Origin of the sequence: Stenotrophomonas sp. TWI377 (genome assembly GCF_039674525.1) — a bacterium.
GTDB lineage: Bacteria > Pseudomonadota > Gammaproteobacteria > Xanthomonadales > Xanthomonadaceae > Stenotrophomonas.
Window position 1 is genome coordinate 127551 of sequence record NZ_JBDJNT010000001.1, and the last position, 14893, is coordinate 142443.

At 66.9% G+C, this 14893-nt stretch carries 16 protein-coding genes; 4 read left to right on the forward strand and 12 right to left on the reverse strand.

The window, feature by feature from the left end; all coding sequences use genetic code 11:
• Positions 1-143: 143 nt before the first annotated feature.
• From flgL to ABE546_RS00605, 12 genes are all read right to left on the reverse strand, one after another.
• Positions 144-1346: a flagellar hook-associated protein FlgL gene (flgL, locus tag ABE546_RS00550; protein ID WP_346462257.1), complete on the reverse strand. Its 1203-nt coding sequence runs from the start codon at positions 1344-1346 to the stop codon at positions 144-146.
• The gene (gene flgK / locus ABE546_RS00555; protein ID WP_346462259.1) at positions 1343-3223 is read right to left on the reverse strand and encodes a flagellar hook-associated protein FlgK; all 1881 of its coding nucleotides are present in this window, start codon (positions 3221-3223) and stop codon (positions 1343-1345) included. The genes flgL and flgK overlap by 4 nt, the downstream gene beginning before the upstream one ends.
• Positions 3224-3231: 8 nt before the next feature.
• Entirely contained in the window at positions 3232-4446 is a 1215-nt protein-coding gene (gene flgJ / locus ABE546_RS00560) for a flagellar assembly peptidoglycan hydrolase FlgJ (RefSeq protein ID WP_346462261.1), read from the reverse strand.
• A gap of 1 nt (position 4447) precedes the next feature.
• Complete coding sequence (locus tag ABE546_RS00565; protein ID WP_346462694.1) at positions 4448-5563, reverse strand: flagellar basal body P-ring protein FlgI; 1116 nt, start codon at positions 5561-5563, stop codon at positions 4448-4450.
• Positions 5564-5669: 106 nt separating this feature from the next.
• On the reverse strand, positions 5670-6362 hold the full coding sequence (flgH, locus tag ABE546_RS00570) for a flagellar basal body L-ring protein FlgH (protein ID WP_346462263.1): 693 nt from the start codon (positions 6360-6362) through the stop codon (positions 5670-5672).
• A 22-nt stretch (positions 6363-6384) separates the two neighbouring features.
• A complete protein-coding gene (gene flgG / locus ABE546_RS00575; RefSeq protein WP_346462265.1) occupies positions 6385-7170 on the reverse strand; it encodes a flagellar basal-body rod protein FlgG in 786 nt (261 codons plus the stop codon).
• A 105-nt stretch (positions 7171-7275) separates the two neighbouring features.
• Complete coding sequence (locus ABE546_RS00580; protein ID WP_019184779.1) at positions 7276-8031, reverse strand: flagellar basal body rod protein FlgF; 756 nt, start codon at positions 8029-8031, stop codon at positions 7276-7278.
• Between the two features lie 32 nt (positions 8032-8063).
• Positions 8064-9287, reverse strand: coding sequence for a flagellar hook protein FlgE (gene flgE, locus ABE546_RS00585; protein ID WP_070471591.1), 1224 nt, complete (start codon positions 9285-9287; stop codon positions 8064-8066).
• 31 nt (positions 9288-9318) lie between these two features.
• Positions 9319-10005: a flagellar hook capping FlgD N-terminal domain-containing protein gene (locus tag ABE546_RS00590; protein ID WP_346462267.1), complete on the reverse strand. Its 687-nt coding sequence runs from the start codon at positions 10003-10005 to the stop codon at positions 9319-9321.
• 26 nt (positions 10006-10031) lie between these two features.
• Positions 10032-10439, reverse strand: coding sequence for a flagellar basal body rod protein FlgC (gene flgC / locus ABE546_RS00595; protein ID WP_019184776.1), 408 nt, complete (start codon positions 10437-10439; stop codon positions 10032-10034).
• 3 nt (positions 10440-10442) lie between these two features.
• Positions 10443-10838 (reverse strand): flagellar basal body rod protein FlgB, encoded by a 396-nt coding sequence (gene flgB, locus ABE546_RS00600; RefSeq protein ID WP_152150781.1) that lies wholly within the window; start codon positions 10836-10838, stop codon positions 10443-10445.
• 159 nt (positions 10839-10997) lie between these two features.
• The gene (locus ABE546_RS00605) at positions 10998-11942 is read right to left on the reverse strand and encodes a chemotaxis protein (RefSeq protein ID WP_346462269.1); all 945 of its coding nucleotides are present in this window, start codon (positions 11940-11942) and stop codon (positions 10998-11000) included.
• Between the two features lie 105 nt (positions 11943-12047).
• Here ABE546_RS00605 and flgA point away from each other — a divergent pair, with 105 nt between their 5' ends.
• The 4 genes from flgA to ABE546_RS00625 all read left to right on the forward strand — a co-directional run bounded on the left by flgA (position 12048) and on the right by ABE546_RS00625 (position 14750).
• Positions 12048-12695 carry a flagellar basal body P-ring formation chaperone FlgA gene (gene flgA, locus ABE546_RS00610; RefSeq protein WP_346462271.1) on the forward strand — a complete coding sequence of 216 codons (648 nt, stop codon included), beginning with the start codon at positions 12048-12050 and terminating at the stop codon, positions 12693-12695.
• Between the two features lie 109 nt (positions 12696-12804).
• Entirely contained in the window at positions 12805-13107 is a 303-nt protein-coding gene (gene flgM, locus ABE546_RS00615; protein WP_313212294.1) for a flagellar biosynthesis anti-sigma factor FlgM, read from the forward strand.
• Positions 13108-13109: 2 nt separating this feature from the next.
• Positions 13110-13442, forward strand: coding sequence for a hypothetical protein (locus ABE546_RS00620; protein ID WP_026070037.1), 333 nt, complete (start codon positions 13110-13112; stop codon positions 13440-13442).
• A gap of 84 nt (positions 13443-13526) precedes the next feature.
• Positions 13527-14750, forward strand: a complete 1224-nt coding sequence (locus ABE546_RS00625; RefSeq protein WP_313212295.1) for an ATP-binding protein — start codon at positions 13527-13529, stop codon at positions 14748-14750.
• Positions 14751-14893: the final 143 nt, after the last annotated feature.

Genomic DNA, 14893 nt, shown 5'->3' on the forward strand with positions numbered 1-14893 from the left:
CATGGCCGCACGCGCAGACGGGTGCCGTGAGCGTCGCGGCACTACCGGAGGATGCCGGGCAGTCGGCGCGCCGCCCCAGAACGAAAAAGGCCGCGATGCTCAAAGCATCGCGGCCTTCAGGCCGACCAGGTTGTAAGGGGGGCTCAGCGGATAATGTTGAACAGCGACATCGACTGCATCTGCGAGAACAGGGTCTGAGCCGCCTGCAGGGCGGTCTTCTCCAGCTGGTACTGGCTCAGCGCGTCGGCATAGTCCAGGTCGCGCATCTGCGAGAGGGTGGTCTTGAGCGTGACCACGTTCGATTCCCGCATGTCCGAGGCGTTGTCTAGGGCCTTGAGCTGGGCGCCACCGGCGGCGCGGGAGTCGATCATCCGCTCCGAGGCGCGGGCCACGTCGCGCAGGCCGCTCTGCAGCAGGTTCTGCTGGGCCGCCTGCTGGGCAGGGGTGCCGGTATCCATCTTCAGTGCGCCGATCAGTGAATCCAGGGTGCCGAAGATGTCGCGGCTGGACGCGGGGCTGACCTCGAAGGTATCGCCCGCGGCAGGCGCTCCCTCGATGTGAAGGCGCACCCCTTTGACCACCAGGTCGTCGCCGGTCTTGAGCGTGCCGCTGGACACCACGGTGCCGCCGGCATCGAGCAGGTCGTAGCTGTCGGTGCCGGTGAAGCGCACGCTGAAGCCTTCCCCGTTCCAGCTACCGTCGCTGTCGCGGGTGATGTTGGTCAGCACGGCGCTGCCGGTGTTGCCGGCGGCGGCCTTTCCGTCCACATGCCCGTCGCCAGTGACAATGCGCATGAAGATCTCGCTGCCGGGCAGGGCGTCCTTCACGTATGTATCCGGACCCACTTCCACTTCGCGCTGGTTCTGGTCGCCGTTGTAGACAATGCGGCCGTCGACCTGGCTGAAGGGCGGGCTGCCATCGTCCGTACCACCGAACAGATAGCGGCCGGTACCGTCGGTACTGTTGGCCACCGCGAGCAGATTGCCGCGGATCGCCTCGATTTCCGTGACCATCGACTCCTTGTCGGCGGCGGCCAGGCCCGGATTGTTGGCATAGATGGTCAATTCGGTGATGCGACCCATCATGTCGCCGACCTGGGCCAAGGCGTTTTCCTGCAGGCCGAGGCGGTTTTGCACGTTACCCGCGTTGAGCTGCATGCGGTCCAGCGATGCCAGGGTACGGTCCAGGCCGACCGCCGTACCGGCCGAGACCGGGTCGTCCTTGGCCGACACGATCTTGCTGCCGGTGGCGATCTGGCGCTCGAGGTGATTCATCTTTGCCTGCGAAGCGAGCATCAGGGACACCGACTGATTGAACATCATGCCGGTGGAAATGCGGTTGTTCATCGCGAGACGGCTCCGAGGATGGTCTGGAACATGGTGTCGGCGGTGGAGATCAGCTGCGAGGCGGCCTGGTAGGCCTGCTGCAGGCGGAGCATGTCCGAGGCCTCTTCATCCAGGTTCACGCCGGAAATCGAGTCGCGCGCCGCCTGGGCCTGGTCGGTGATCACCTGCTGTGCCATCAGGGAATACTCGGCCGAGCGCGCAGCCGCGCCGACCTGGGTAGTCAGTCCACCCAGTGCGCCACTCAGGGTGATCGTGCCGTCATTGAAGGTCTTGGCCTGCTCGACCTTGGCCAGCAGCAGCGCATTGCTGTTGTCCGAAGAACCGGCCGGGGTCGGCCCGATGTTGAAGGTATCCCCCTGCTTGGGTGCGCCGTCCAGCACGAAGCTCCAGCCGTTGGCGGTGATGGTCTGCCCGGCGGTGTAGGTGTTCGGGCCGACGCCATCGATGGTGTATTCGGTGGCACTGGTGAACACGATCGCCGCAGGATTGCGCAGCGCCGGGTTGCCGGCATCGGTCACCTTGACCCCGGTGAGCTTGCCGGTGCCGGTGTTGGCCATCGCGGCGCTGCCCTTGATCGGCGCGGCGGCGGCGATGCGCGAGGTGTCGGTGATCGCCACTTCCATGCTGCCGGCCACGCCTGCGGTGGGCTGCAGCAGGAAGCGGTCGTCCTTGGCCGGCGTGCCGCTCATGACCAGGCTGACGCCATTGAGCACCAGCGGGTCGGTTGGGGTGCCGGTGCCGGTCATCGGGATCGCGGCGCCGGTGTCGGCACGGGTGGCCTGCCACTGGGTGCCATCGAACTTCATCACGATGTTCTGGCCATCCAGCTTGGACAGATCGCCGAAGCTGGCGCTCATGCTGGCCGTGCCGGTGTTGCTGCTGTTGGCGGTGATGCGTGGGTTGCCGATGGTGAAGAAGTCGCCGCCCATGTTGCCGTACAGATCCGCGCCCTGGCGGTGGACGTCGTTGAAGCTGCTGGCCATGCCGATCGCCAGCTTGCCCAGCTCGGCCTGGGCCGGGGTCAGGACGGTATCGCGGAACTCCAGCAGGCCACCGATCTGGCCACCGAGTGTCTTGCCATTGATGGTGATCTTCTGGCCTTGGCTTTCCAGCGCCAGCTGCAGGCGCTCGGGCTGGTACGGATCGGTGACGGTGGTGACCTTGGAGGCGGTGGTGCCGACCACCAGGGCCTGGCCGCCGGCGGTGTAGACATTCATGATGCCGCCGTCCTGCATCACCGCGTTGCCGCCGGTGTAGCCGACCAGGTTGGCGATCAGCTGGTCCCGGCGATCGAGCAGGTCCGGGGCGGCCGTGGCCGCGTTGCTGCCGATGGAGCCATTGAGCTGGGCGATCTCCTGGGCCAACCGGTTGATCTCGGTGGCGCCGGCGATCAGGCCATTGTTGACCTCGCCATTGAGGTTGTTGAGCTGGGTATTGAGCTGCTGGAAGCGGTTGGCCAGGGTCTTGCCGCTGTCCAGCACGTTCTGCCGGTCGGCGCTGCCCGAGGCGTTGGACGAGAGTCCGCTGACCGAATCGAAGAAATTCGACCAGACCCCGGCGACGTTGGTGGAGGCGTCGGAGAACATGGCATCGACCCGGTCGGCCATTGTGGACAACTGCTTCAGGCGCGCCAGCTCACCGCTGCCATCGAGCAGGCGCGAGATGGCCAGCTGGTCCGCCACGCGGCGGACATCGGTGATGCGGGTGCCATTGCCGACGTCGCCATACCCGTAGTTCTGCGGGTTGGCGGTGGCGAAGTCCACCTTCTGCCGGCTGTAGCCGGGCGTTTTGATGTTGGCGACGTTGTGGCTGGTGGTCGCCAGGGCCCGCTGGAAAGCGAGCAGGGCGCTGGTGCCGGTGGAGAGTACGCTGGACATGGGTTACCTCAACGACGGATGACACCCAGCCCGGTCGGGCTGGCGGTGCTGGCAAAAGTGCGGCCCAGGCGCTCGCCGGCATCGCTCACCGCCGCGACGGCGCGCTCGATGGTCGGGCCGCCGGCGATCGCGGCGATCTTGGCCGCGTAGGTCGGGTCGGTGGCGTAGCCGGCGCGCTGCAGCCCCTGCGCAAAGCTGCGCACGTTACTGCCGGCCTGGAGGGCGTTCTGGTAGCGCGGGCTGGTCTTGAGCAGGCGCACGTAGTCGGCGAAGCTCTCGCCCACCGAGTTGTAGGCGCGGAAGCTCGCCGTCTCGTTGCGGCGCACACCGTTGACGTACTCGTGGGTGCCGCTGGTGGCGCGCTCACCCTGCCAGCCATTGGCCTTGATCCCGAACAGGTTGTGCGAGCTGTCACCGCCACTGCGGCGGACCAGCTTGCGGCCCCAGCCGGTTTCCAGCGCGGCCTGGGCGACCAGCGCCTTGGCATCCACGCCCAGTTCGCGCGCGGCCTGCTGCGCATGGCCCCAGATGCTGGCCACGAAGCCTTCCGGCGTGTGCGGGCCGAGCTCGGCGGCGGCTGTGTTGGCCGCCAGGGTATCGGCGGCGCTCGGGCCGGTGGCCGTAGTGCGGTTGACGCCGGTCCAGCGGTCATCGGCCATGGCCCAGTCGGCGCTGGCTGGATCGGTCACAGTGGTCGCCGCATAGGGATCGCTGCGGCCGATCGCCTCGTGCATCTGGCTGCTTTCACGGCCGGCAATCAGGTCCAGCGCGCGTTCCATCGGCTGCAGCACCGCGGACGGTGCATCGCCGTTCAACTGCTGCAGCAGGTCGACCTCGCGTGGCGCGGACGGCGCGGTGCTGGCCGGCAACGGCATGCCGGCGGCCGGTGCATTGAGTTGATAGGCACGCAGGGCCGCGGCCGGGTTGAGCGTGGTATCGACCGGCTTGGCCGTCTCGCCCTCGGCGCCGCCCAGCTGGCGCGCGATCATGCTCGACAGCCCCAAGCCGCGGCCGCGGGTCATCGCATCGGCGATCTTCTGGTCGTACATCTCGCGGAACATGGTGTTTTCGCCGGGGAACAGCGAATCGCCGAAGCTCGCCTCGCGCATGCTCTTGATCAGCATCTGCGCGAACTGGCCTTCCAGCTGGCGGGCAACCTTGTCGACCTTGGCCGGGCTGTTGGGCTGGGCGGGATTGAGTTCCAGGGCCGGTTGGATGCGCATGTCAGATCACCTCGAGTTCGGCACTGAGCGCGCCGGCCTGCTTGAGGGCTTCCAGGATGGCGATCAGATCGCCCGGGGCCGCGCCCACGGCATTCACCGCGTGCACGATTTCATCCAGGGTGGTGCCGCCGTTGAACTTGAACATGCGGCTGCCATCGTTGGTCGCGGTGATGGTCGACTGCGGCGTCACCACGGTCTGGCCGCCACTGAACGCGCCCGGCTGGCTGACGTTGGCGTTCTCGTTGATGGTCACGGTCAGCGAGCCATGGGAGATCGCCGCAGCGCCCACGCGCACCTGCGCGCCGATCACCACCGTACCGGTACGCGAATTGACCACCACCTTGGCCGGCGCACTGCCGGGGGTCAGTTCCAGGTTTTCGATACGCGCCAGCAGGCCGATGCGCGCGCCCGGATCGGACGGCGCGTTGACCGCCACGGTGACGCCATCGATCGCGCGGGCGGCGCCTTCACCGAAGGCGGTGTTCAGTGCCGCCACCATCCGCGAGACCGTGGTGAAGTCGTTCTTGTGCAGGTTCAGGGTGATGTCGCCACCGCCGCTGAACACATCCGGCAGCGCACGCTCGACGGTGGCGCCATTGGGAATGCGGCCGACGCTGGGCACGTTGACCGACACGCGCGAGCCATCCTTGCCCTGCGCACCGAAGCCGCCGACGATCAGGTTGCCCTGGGCGATGGCGTAGACCTGCCCATCGGCACCGCGCAGCGGCGCCATCAGCAGCGAGCCGCCGCGCAGCGAGACCGCGTTGCCCACCGAGGAAACGGTGATGTCGATCGGCTGGCCGGGCTTGGCGAACGGCGGCAGCTCGGCATGGATGGCCACGGCCGCCACGTTCTTCAACTGCGGGTTGACGTTGGCCGGTACGTTGACGCCCAGCTCGCCCAACAGGTTCTTCAGGCTCTGCACGGTGAAGGGCGCCTGGCTGGTGCGGTCGCCGCTGCCATCCAGGCCGACCACCAGGCCGTAGCCGACCAGCGCGTTGCCACGCACGCCGCCGACCTGGGCCAGGTCCTTGATGCGCTCGGCGGAGGCGGGCGCGACCAGCGCGAACACGGCCAGCAGCGCCAGCACGGCACGCGTCGCGCCGTGCGACACCATGCTTTGCGTCACCATGTAGAGCGACGCCGCGCGTCGCTGCTTCGCCACATGGGGGTACGCCATGCGTCGCTGCCCGAACAGGGAAAGGAAGAAAGTCATGTCAGGCTCAGTACGGCGCCAGCGCCGAGTTGAAGAAGCGGCTCAACCAGCCCATCGCGTTGGATTGGGCGATCGCGCCGCGGCCGCCGTAGACGATGCGGGCATCGGCAACACGGCTGGAGGGAATGGTGTTGTCCGGGAAGATGTCTGCCGCGCGCACGATGCCCTGCACCTGCACCAGCTCATCGCCCCGGTTCAAGCGCAGGTTCTTGGCGCCCTGCACGACCAGGTTGCCGTTGGGCAGGCGCTGGATCACCGTGACGGTCACGCTGCCCTGCAGGCGGTTGCTCTGCGCGCTGGTGCCTTTACCGGTGAAGTCGCGCGAGCCGGCGGCGCTGGCACTGAGGATGTCCTTGCCGCCCAGCGTCACCGGGGCACCGAAGATCGTCGGCGTGCCGATGCTCAGCTCCGACTCTTTCGAGGTGGAGGTGTTGGCGGTGGTCTGCGCGGTGGTGTTCTCGGTCAGGGTGATCGTGAGCAGGTCACCGACATCGCGGGCGCGACGGTCCGAGTACAGCTGCAGGCCCGGGCCGGCGGCGTAGATCGCACCGGCCGTGGCCTGGGCCGAGGGGGGCATGATCGGTTCCACCGGCGCCATGGCCGGGTAGGGGCGGACATCGCCGGCGATCACGCAGCCACCGAGGGTGGCGATGAGGAAGGCGGCGGCGAGCAGGCGAAGGATAGGGGCAAGACGCGACATGGCAGGTTCCCGGGTCGACCGATCAGACGTTCTGGTTGAGGTAGCCGAGCATCGCGTCGGTGGTGGAGATCGCCTTGGCGTTCATTTCGTAGGCGCGCTGGGTTTCGATCATCGAGACCAGCTCTTCCACCACGTTGACGTTGCTGCCTTCCAGCGCACCCTGCACCACGGTGCCCAGGCCGTTGAGGCCGGGATTGCCGTTCTGCGCCGGGCCGGAGGCGGTGGTTTCCAGGAACAGGTTTTCACCGCGGGCCTGCAGGCCGGCCGGGTTGACGAAGTCGGTCAGGGTCAGTGCGCCGATTTCCACCGAGGCGGCGGCGTCGGCCATCTTCACGCTGATCGTGCCGTCGGTGCCGATGGTCAGCGACTGCGCGCCTTCGGGAATCTGGATGCCCGGCTGCACCGGGTAGCCGCTGTTGGTGACCAGCTCGCCATCCTGGTTGCGCTGGAACGAGCCGTCGCGGGTATAGGCCGAGGAACCGTCCGGCATCTGCACTTCAAAGAACCCGCGGCCGTTGACCATCACATCCAGTGCGCGGCCGGTCTGCTGCTGGCTGCCCTGCTCGAAGTTCTTGGCGGTGGCCACCACGCGCACGCCGGTGCCGATCTGCAGGCCGGTAGGCAGCTGCGTCTGCGCCGAGGACGCACCGCCCGGCTGACGGACCTGCTGGTACAGCAGGTCTTCGAAACTGGCACGGTCCTGCTTGAAACCGGTGGTGTTGGTGTTGGCGAGGTTGTTGGAAACCACCGACATGCGCGTCTGCTGCGCATCCAGTCCGGTCTTGGCGATCCACAATGCCTGGTTCATGGCGTCATTCCTGTGTTGTAGCGGGTGGCCGCGTGGTGCGGCCCTTGCGAAGGGCAATGCATGGCGCGTGCCAGAACGGCGCCGGGATTACGTCACGGCGCGCGGTCAACCGCCCAGGCGCAGCAGGCTGTTGGCGCTGCGTGCGTTGTCATCGCCGTGCTTGATGACCTTCACCTGCATTTCGTACTGGCGCTGCAGCTGGATCATCTGCACCAGCGCACCGGCCGCATCGACGTTGCTGCCTTCCAGCTGGCCGCTTTCCAGCGACTTGCCCTGGGCCTGCACGAAGGGCTGCTGCGGGTCGTTGTTGCGCATCAGCCCATCCAGGCCGCGTTCCAGCCGTGCGTCGTCGGCCTGCACCACGCGGATGCGGCCGATGTTGGCCATCGTCTGCGGGCCTTCGCCCAGCGGGATGATCGAGATCGTGCCGTCGTTGCCGATGTCCATCGCCTGGTGCGGCGGGATCGCGATCGGGTTGCCGTTCTCATCCAGCACCGGATGGCCGCCGGCGGTCACCAGCTGGCCATTGGGCGTGATCGACAGCGCCGCACCCCGGGTATACGCCTCGCCGCCATTGGCGCCCGGTGCCTGCACGGCCAGCCAGTTGCCGGCCTGCAGGGACAGATCCAGCGGGTTGCCGGTGATCTGCTGGGCGCCCATGCGCCGGTTGAAGCCGGCATCCACGTGCAGGGCATCCACGCGCGAGGCATAGCCGGTCCCCTTGATCGGGAAGGCCTCGGTGTTGGCGAGCGCCTCCTTGAAGCCGGGGGTATCGGTGTTGGCCAGATTGTGCGACAGCGTGCCCTGCGCCTGCAGGGAGGCGCGTGCACCGGTCATCGCGACGTAGAGTGCCTTGTCCATCGGTGTAGTCCCGTGTTGCGGTCAGTGGCTCATCAACGCAGGTTGATGATGGTCTGGGTGATCTGGTCCTGCGTGGAGACCATCTGCGAGTTGGCCTGGAAGTTGCGCTGGGCGGTGATCATGTTGACCAGCTGCTCGGTCAGGTCGACCGTGGAGGCTTCCAGCGAACCGGCCTGGATCTTGCCCAGGTTGGAGCTGTCCGGCGCACCGGTGCGGGGCGTGCCCGAGGCGAAGCTTTCCGTCCACAGGTTGTTGCCCTTGGCTTCCAGGCCCTGTGCGTTGTTGAAGGTGGTCAGGGCGACCTGGCCCAGCGCCTTGTCATCGCCATTGGAGTAGCGGGCGTAGACGATGCCCTCTTCGGAGACGGTGATCTCGTTGAGCTTGCCTGCCGCATAGCCGTCCTGCTGGGTGTTGCGCAGCGCGAACTTCTCGCCGTACTGGGTCGAGCCGCTCAGGTTCAGCGACATCGACAGCACGCCGGCGCCGGTGGTCGGGGTGAACGGATCCATGACGATCTGGCCGTTGGCCGGGCTGGTCAACGCACCGCTGTCGGAGAACTGCAGCGTGGTCGGGGTCCCAGCGGCCTTGCCGTCCACGTAGTTGTAAACCTGCCACTCGTTCGGGTTTTCGGTCTTCACGAAGTAGGAGGTCTGGGTGTGGCTCACGCCCAGCGAGTCGTACACGGTGATGCCGCCGGTGGAGTGGTTGTAGCTGTTGGAGTCGGTCGGGTCGAAGGCGGCGACCGTCGGCTGCTTGGCGTTGGCCGGCAGGGTGAAGCTCACATCGACCTTGCCGGTCTGCCGCGGCGGGCTGTCGGTGGTCATCAGCTGCAGGTCGGTCAGGCGGCCGGCATCGAAGTTGGTGCCGTCCGCATTCGGGGCGAACACCTGCAGGCGCGCACCCTGCGGGTTGGTCACGTAACCGGCCTGGTCGGTCTGGAAATTGCCGGCGCGCGAGTACACGCGCTCACCGTTCATGGTCAGGGTGAAGAAACCTTCGCCGGAAATGGCCATGTCCAGGCTGCGCCCGGTCTGTTCGTTGTTGCCCTGCGAGAACTGCTGGGCCACGTTGGTCACCCGCACGCCGGAACCGACCGCGTTCTTTGACAGGCCATAACTGGTGGCCGAGAACAGATCGGCGAACTCCGCGCGCGACTGTTTGAAGCCGGTGGTGTTGACGTTGGCGATGTTGTTCGCGGTGACGTTCAGATCGGCATTGGCTGCGTTGATGCCGGACAACGAGACGTTGAAGCCCATGGGATGCTCCTGTGGATGCGGGTGAGGCGGCTCAGCTGATGCGGAGCACGTAGTCGATCGGGGCCGTGCCCAGACCCTTGAGGTTGAGGTACAGGCCGTCCGTGCCGACCGTGACGCTCTCCACCGGGGCCTGCACGTAGGTGTTGAGCTTGGTCTTGGTGCCGGCGGTATCGGTGTGCGAGGCGGCGATGGTGTAGGTGCCTTCGGCCATGCGGTTGCCGTTGGCATCCTTGCCGTCCCAATCGAAGGTGACTTCGCCGGAGGCCTTGGCTTCCACGCTGATCTGGTTGACCTTGACGCCGTTGGCGTCGGTGATGTCCACCGTCACGAAGCCCGCACCGGGCGCGGCGACCATGCCGGTCACATCGCCATCCTTCTCCAGGGCCAGCTTTTCCGATGGCACCAGCACTTCGTGGCCGACCAGGGCCGCGCCGCGCAGGATCTGGTCGCTGGACATCGAATCCTGGAAGCCCTTGACCGTGTTGTTGAGGTCGGTGATGCCCTGGACCTGCGACAGCTGCGCCATCTGCGCGACCATCTGGGTGTTGTCCATCGGCTTGAGCGGATCCTGGTGCCGAAGCTGCTCGGTCATCAGGCGCATGAAATCGGCCTGGTCCAGGGTGCTCTTCTTCTTGCTGGTATCGCTGTTGGGCGCGTTCAGGCCCAGTGCGCTGTAGATGTCGCTGCTGTTCTGGCCGACGCCGGTGGTGCTGCTCATGGGAGGGGATTCCTGCGGTTAGAGGGTCAGCGACCCATGGTCAGCGTGGCCAGCGCCAGTTCCTTGGCGGTGGTCAGCATTTCCACGCCCGCCTGGTAATTGCGCGAGGTGGAGATCAGGTTGACCATCTGCGCGACCGGGTCCACGTCCGGCTGGTAGATGTAGCCATCGGCATCGGCCAGCGGGTGGCCCGGCTCGTAGCGCTGGATCGGCGCGGCGTTGCTCTGGCTGATCTCCTTGACCTGCACCGTGGTGATGTTCGGATCGTTGCGGCTGGTGACCGACTGGAAGATCGGCTCCAGCGGCTTGTAGACCGCATCGGCCGAGCCGGCGACGGTGTCGGCATTGGAGAGGTTGGAGGCGATGGTGCTCATGCGCACGGACTGCGCCTGCAGCGCGGAACCGGCGATGTCGAAGATGGGCAGATTGCTCATGGCTTACTGCCCCGTGATCGCGGTGAGCATGGAGCGCACCTTGGATTCGACGAAGCTCAGCGAGGCGCGGTACTCCAGCGCGGCGCGGCCGTAGGCGGCGCGTTCGGCATCCGGGTCGACGGTGTTGCCGTCGATGCTCGGCTGCACGCCTTCCTTGGCGATCTGGAACGGGTTCAACCCGCCGCCGATCTCATAGTGCTTTTCACTGGTGGTCTTCAGCAGACCGTTGCCATCCAGGCCCTGGGCATTGCGCAGGGCGGCATCGAAGTCCAGGTCCTGGGCCTTGTACCCGGGGGTGTCGGCATTGCTCAGGTTGCTGGCGATCAGCTTCATCCGCTGCTCGCGCAACGGCATGGCCTGGGCGTGGACACCCAGATAGTTCGAAATCAGATTGGGCATGACGCACTCCCACGGGACGATGCCTGGGGCAGTGCAAGCGGCGTGCCAGAGGGGGCGGCGGGCCGCTCCCCGGCGGCGTGTTCACGCCGGGGTGGATCCACGCCGGGCGTGGATGTCGCCTAGCGGCCGGGGGTCATTCCGGCCGCGGTGGGCGGCGTGTCATGCCGCCATCGCCACCTTGCGCAGGCGGTCCAGCAGGAAGTCCGCCAGCTCATGCGGGGAGTACTTGGCCACGAACGCGTTCGCGCCGACCCGTTCCACCATCGCGTTGTTGAACACGCCCGACAGGGAGGTGTGCAGCAGCACGTACAGGCCGGCCAGGCCCGGGTGACGCCGGATTTCCGTCGTCAGGGTGTAGCCGTCCATCGCCGGCATCTCGATATCGGAGATCACCATGGCGTAGCGCTCGGCCGGGTTCTCGCCCGAAGCATGGATCTGTAGGAGGTGATCCAGGGCCTGCTTGCCGTCCGAGAGCAGGGTCGCCCCGACCCCCAGCTGGTCCAGCACGCTGCGGATCTGCTGGCGGGCCACGCGCGAGTCGTCCACCACCAGCACCTGCATCGGCGGGGCATCGGGCGGCAGGGCCATGGAGGGATCCAGCACCGCCTCACCGCGGATCTCAGCGATGTCGGCCAGCACGCTTTCCACGTCGATCACCTGGATCAGCTCGCCCTGGAAACGGGTCACGGCGGTCAGGTAGCTCGACTCGGCGCCCAGTTCGGGCGGCGGGTGGATGTCTTCGACGGCAATGTTGACGATGCGTTCCACACCGCTGACCAGGAAGCCCTGGATGGAGCGGTTGAACTCGGTCACCACCAGGTAGCCGGGCGCCTTGTCGGCATCGGGATCACGCTCGGGGTGGCCGATCGCCAGGCCCAGGTCCAGCACCGGCACCGAGCGGCCACGCACATCGGCCACGCCGGCGAACTGGCTGGGCAGCCCCGGCACCTGGAACAGGCCGGGACGGCGCAGGACTTCCTGCACCTTGAAGACATTCACGCCAAAAAGCTGACGGCCACCCAGCCGGAACAGCAGTAGGGCCAGACGATTGTGGCCGGCCAGGCGCGTACGCTGGTCGATGCGGTTGAGCAGGTCATGGGACATGGCCTTGGTATCGGCGGCACCGCCGATGACTTGAGCGCGGCATGCGCAGGGGTTCGGCACGGCCCTTGCATCGTGCTGCCCATGTTCCTTGCCCGTGGAGTGCCCATGCGTTCTTTTGTCCTTGCCGTGCTGCTGCTGGTGGCGCCCGCCTGGGCCGCCGGTGGGTGGCAACCCGTGGACAGCATCCGCCAGGCGGCGCTGGGCACCCTGCCGGCCGGCAGTGAAGGTGACACCACGCTGGACTCGGCACTGCGCCTGCCGGCCTGCGGCCAGCCGCTGGCGGCCCAGCCGACCGGCAGCAGCACCGTGGAGGTCAGCTGCCCCGATGCGGGTGGCTGGCGCCTGTTCGTGCCCGTGAAAGTGCGTCGCAACCAGACCGTACTGATCCTCAACCGTGGCGTGGCCGCTGGAGAAACCCTGGCGGCCGCCGATATCACCACTGGCCAGCGTGATGCGGCCCGGATCGCCGGCGCCGCGTTGGCCGATCCGGCCGCGGCGGTCGGTCGCGTGGCACGCAGGACCCTCAGTGCGGGCAGCCTGCTGTCGGCCAATGACCTGGTCGCGCAGCGGCTGGTGCGGCGGGGCGACAGCGTCGCGCTGGTGTCGCGGCGGGGCGGGGTGGAGGTCCGGGTGGCCGGACGCGCCATGGCCGATGCCGGCGAAAACGAGCGGGTCTCGGTCGAGAACCTGTCGTCCCGCAAGATCGTGCAGGGCACCGTCGCGGCCAGCGGTGACGTTTTAGTGACGCGCTGAACACGATTGTGAATACGCGCCACTTTTCCGGCAAAACCTGCAATATTCCCCTAAAGATGGCGTCCGCCCGGCCGTTATCCCTTGTGAACCGCATTCCCAGGACAACTCCATGAGCCAGAAAATCGACGGCAACCTCCCGGCCACCGCCCATCTGCGCAGCGTCGCCCCGGGTAACAAGCCGAGCGTCAGCACCGATGCCCCGGCCCGGCCGGTGGAAGCCGCTGACAGCCTGCGCCTGACCGGCGAAGCCACCAGCCTGCAGACCCTGCAGCGTGAATTGTCCACGGCGCCGGCGATCGATGCCGGGCGTGTGCAGGCGGTGCGCGATGCGCTGCAGAACGGCAGCTACAAGATCAATCCTGACGCGATCGCTTCGCGCATGCTTGAGCTGGACCAGCAGCTGCAGGGATGAAGCTGGCGATGAGCGAGCCGCTGCAACGCCTCAGCGATGCCCTGGACGTCGAACGCCAGGCATTGGTCGAGCATGACGTGCACGCGCTGATCCGTGCGACCGGCGCCAAACTGGAAGCGCTTCGGGCGCTCGAGGCCGCGCTGCCGGTCGGCCAGGCCGAACGCGTGCAGGAACTGGCCGAGCGCAACCACGCCAACGGTGTGCTGCTGTCGCGCCGCCGCCGCGAGGTCAACTGGGCCCTGCGCCAGCTCGGCCGCAGTGAAGAATCCTCGGCGTATGACGCCAAGGGCCAGTCGCACATCCTGCATACCCGGCGGCCCCTCGCGGTCGCCTGATCTCCCCGTCTGGCGGCCCCCGGCTGCCGATGTGAACGTCACCGCGTATATTGAGCGCCTGTTTCCAGCCGCCTCGATGTGACCGTGACCGTAACTTCCGCCCTTGTCACCGCCCCGTTGCCCCCGCATCCGGTCCTGCTTGCCCTGTTTGAACGGATCAAGGAGGGCGTGCTGCTGTTCCGCGAGGATGGCAGCGTGGCGCTGGCCAATGCCGCCGTCAGCGAGATCCTCGGCCAGGCCGAGCGCGATGCCGCCCTGACCCCGGCGCAATGGCTGCGCCAGCTGCTGCCACCGGATGCGCTGGAACAGGCGCGCCTCAACGGCCACTGGAACGGCAGCCTGCCGGTCGACGAGCGCATGGTCATCGCCCACGTCTACCATCATGACGATGGCGGCCAGCGGCACTATCTGGCCCTGTTCCGCCGCATCGAAGGCCAGGAGGATTACGAGCGCGAGCTGCAGCAGCGCCATGCCGAACTGCGCCAGGCCTACCTGCGCCTCAACGGCACCCAGGAAAAGCTGCTGCAGTCGGAGAAGATGGCCTCGATCGGCCAGCTCGCCGCCGGTGTGGCGCACGAGATCAACAACCCGATCGGTTATGTGCACTCCAACCTCGGCAGCCTGCAGGAATACCTGCGCAGCCTGTTCACCGTGATCGAAGCCTATGAGCGGGCCCTGCGTGCGCCGGACCCGAAGGCGCTGATCCCGGAAATCGATGACATCCGCCAACGCTTCGACATCGATTTCATCAGCCGCGATCTTCCGCAGCTGATGGCCGAATCACGCGAGGGCATCGAGCGGGTGACCCGGATCGTGCGCGATCTGAAGGACTTCTCGTATTCCGGCCGGGATGAGTCGTGGAAGCTGGTGGACCTGCATGCGGGCCTGGAATCCACGATCAACATCATCTGGAACGAGCTCAAGTACAAGGTGACCCTGCACCGCGAGTTCGGCCAGCTGCCGCTGGTGGAGTGCCTGCCGTCGGAGTTGAACCAGGTGTACATGAACCTGCTGCTCAACGCCGGCCACGCCATTGCCGACCGCGGCACGATCCATGTGCGCACCGGGGTGGAGGGCGACACGGTCTGGGTGGAATTCGAAGACACCGGCGGCGGCATCTCGCCGGACCTGCGCCAGCGCATCTTCGATCCGTTTTTCACCACCAAGCCGGTCGGCAGCGGCACCGGGTTGGGTCTGTCGATCTCCTACAGCATCATCAACAAGCACCATGGCCGCATCGATCTGGAGAGCACGCCGGGCGTGGGCTCCAAGTTCCGGCTGGTGCTGCCGATCAAACAGCCGCGCTGATCCGACAACCGTCGCGCCGGCCGCTGGCCCGCATTGCGCGGGCTTTCAGGTATCGCGTTCGGTTGGGCAAGAGCAGCCGACCAACGGTCGGCTCTACCAGGATCTCCGGCGCGTGCAACGTAGAGCCGACCGTTGGTCGGCTG

Bases quoted from the DNA above. Each gene is read 5' to 3' on its own strand.
- flgL (WP_346462257.1), bottom strand. From the start codon at position 1,346: ATGAACAACCGCATTTCCACCGGCATGATGTTCAATCAGTCGGTGTCC.
- flgK (WP_346462259.1), bottom strand. From the start codon at position 3,223: ATGTCCAGCGTACTCTCCACCGGCACCAGCGCCCTGCTCGCTTTCCAG.
- flgJ (WP_346462261.1), bottom strand. From the start codon at position 4,446: ATGCGCATCCAACCGGCCCTGGAACTCAATCCCGCCCAGCCCAACAGC.
- ABE546_RS00565 (WP_346462694.1), bottom strand. From the start codon at position 5,563: ATGGTGTCGCACGGCGCGACGCGTGCCGTGCTGGCGCTGCTGGCCGTG.
- flgH (WP_346462263.1), bottom strand. From the start codon at position 6,362: ATGTCGCGTCTTGCCCCTATCCTTCGCCTGCTCGCCGCCGCCTTCCTC.
- flgG (WP_346462265.1), bottom strand. From the start codon at position 7,170: ATGAACCAGGCATTGTGGATCGCCAAGACCGGACTGGATGCGCAGCAG.
- ABE546_RS00580 (WP_019184779.1), bottom strand. From the start codon at position 8,031: ATGGACAAGGCACTCTACGTCGCGATGACCGGTGCACGCGCCTCCCTG.
- flgE (WP_070471591.1), bottom strand. From the start codon at position 9,287: ATGGGCTTCAACGTCTCGTTGTCCGGCATCAACGCAGCCAATGCCGAT.
- ABE546_RS00590 (WP_346462267.1), bottom strand. From the start codon at position 10,005: ATGAGCAGCACCACCGGCGTCGGCCAGAACAGCAGCGACATCTACAGC.
- flgC (WP_019184776.1), bottom strand. From the start codon at position 10,439: ATGAGCAATCTGCCCATCTTCGACATCGCCGGTTCCGCGCTGCAGGCG.
- flgB (WP_152150781.1), bottom strand. From the start codon at position 10,838: ATGCCCAATCTGATTTCGAACTATCTGGGTGTCCACGCCCAGGCCATG.
- ABE546_RS00605 (WP_346462269.1), bottom strand. From the start codon at position 11,942: ATGTCCCATGACCTGCTCAACCGCATCGACCAGCGTACGCGCCTGGCC.
- flgA (WP_346462271.1), top strand. From the start codon at position 12,048: ATGCGTTCTTTTGTCCTTGCCGTGCTGCTGCTGGTGGCGCCCGCCTGG.
- flgM (WP_313212294.1), top strand. From the start codon at position 12,805: ATGAGCCAGAAAATCGACGGCAACCTCCCGGCCACCGCCCATCTGCGC.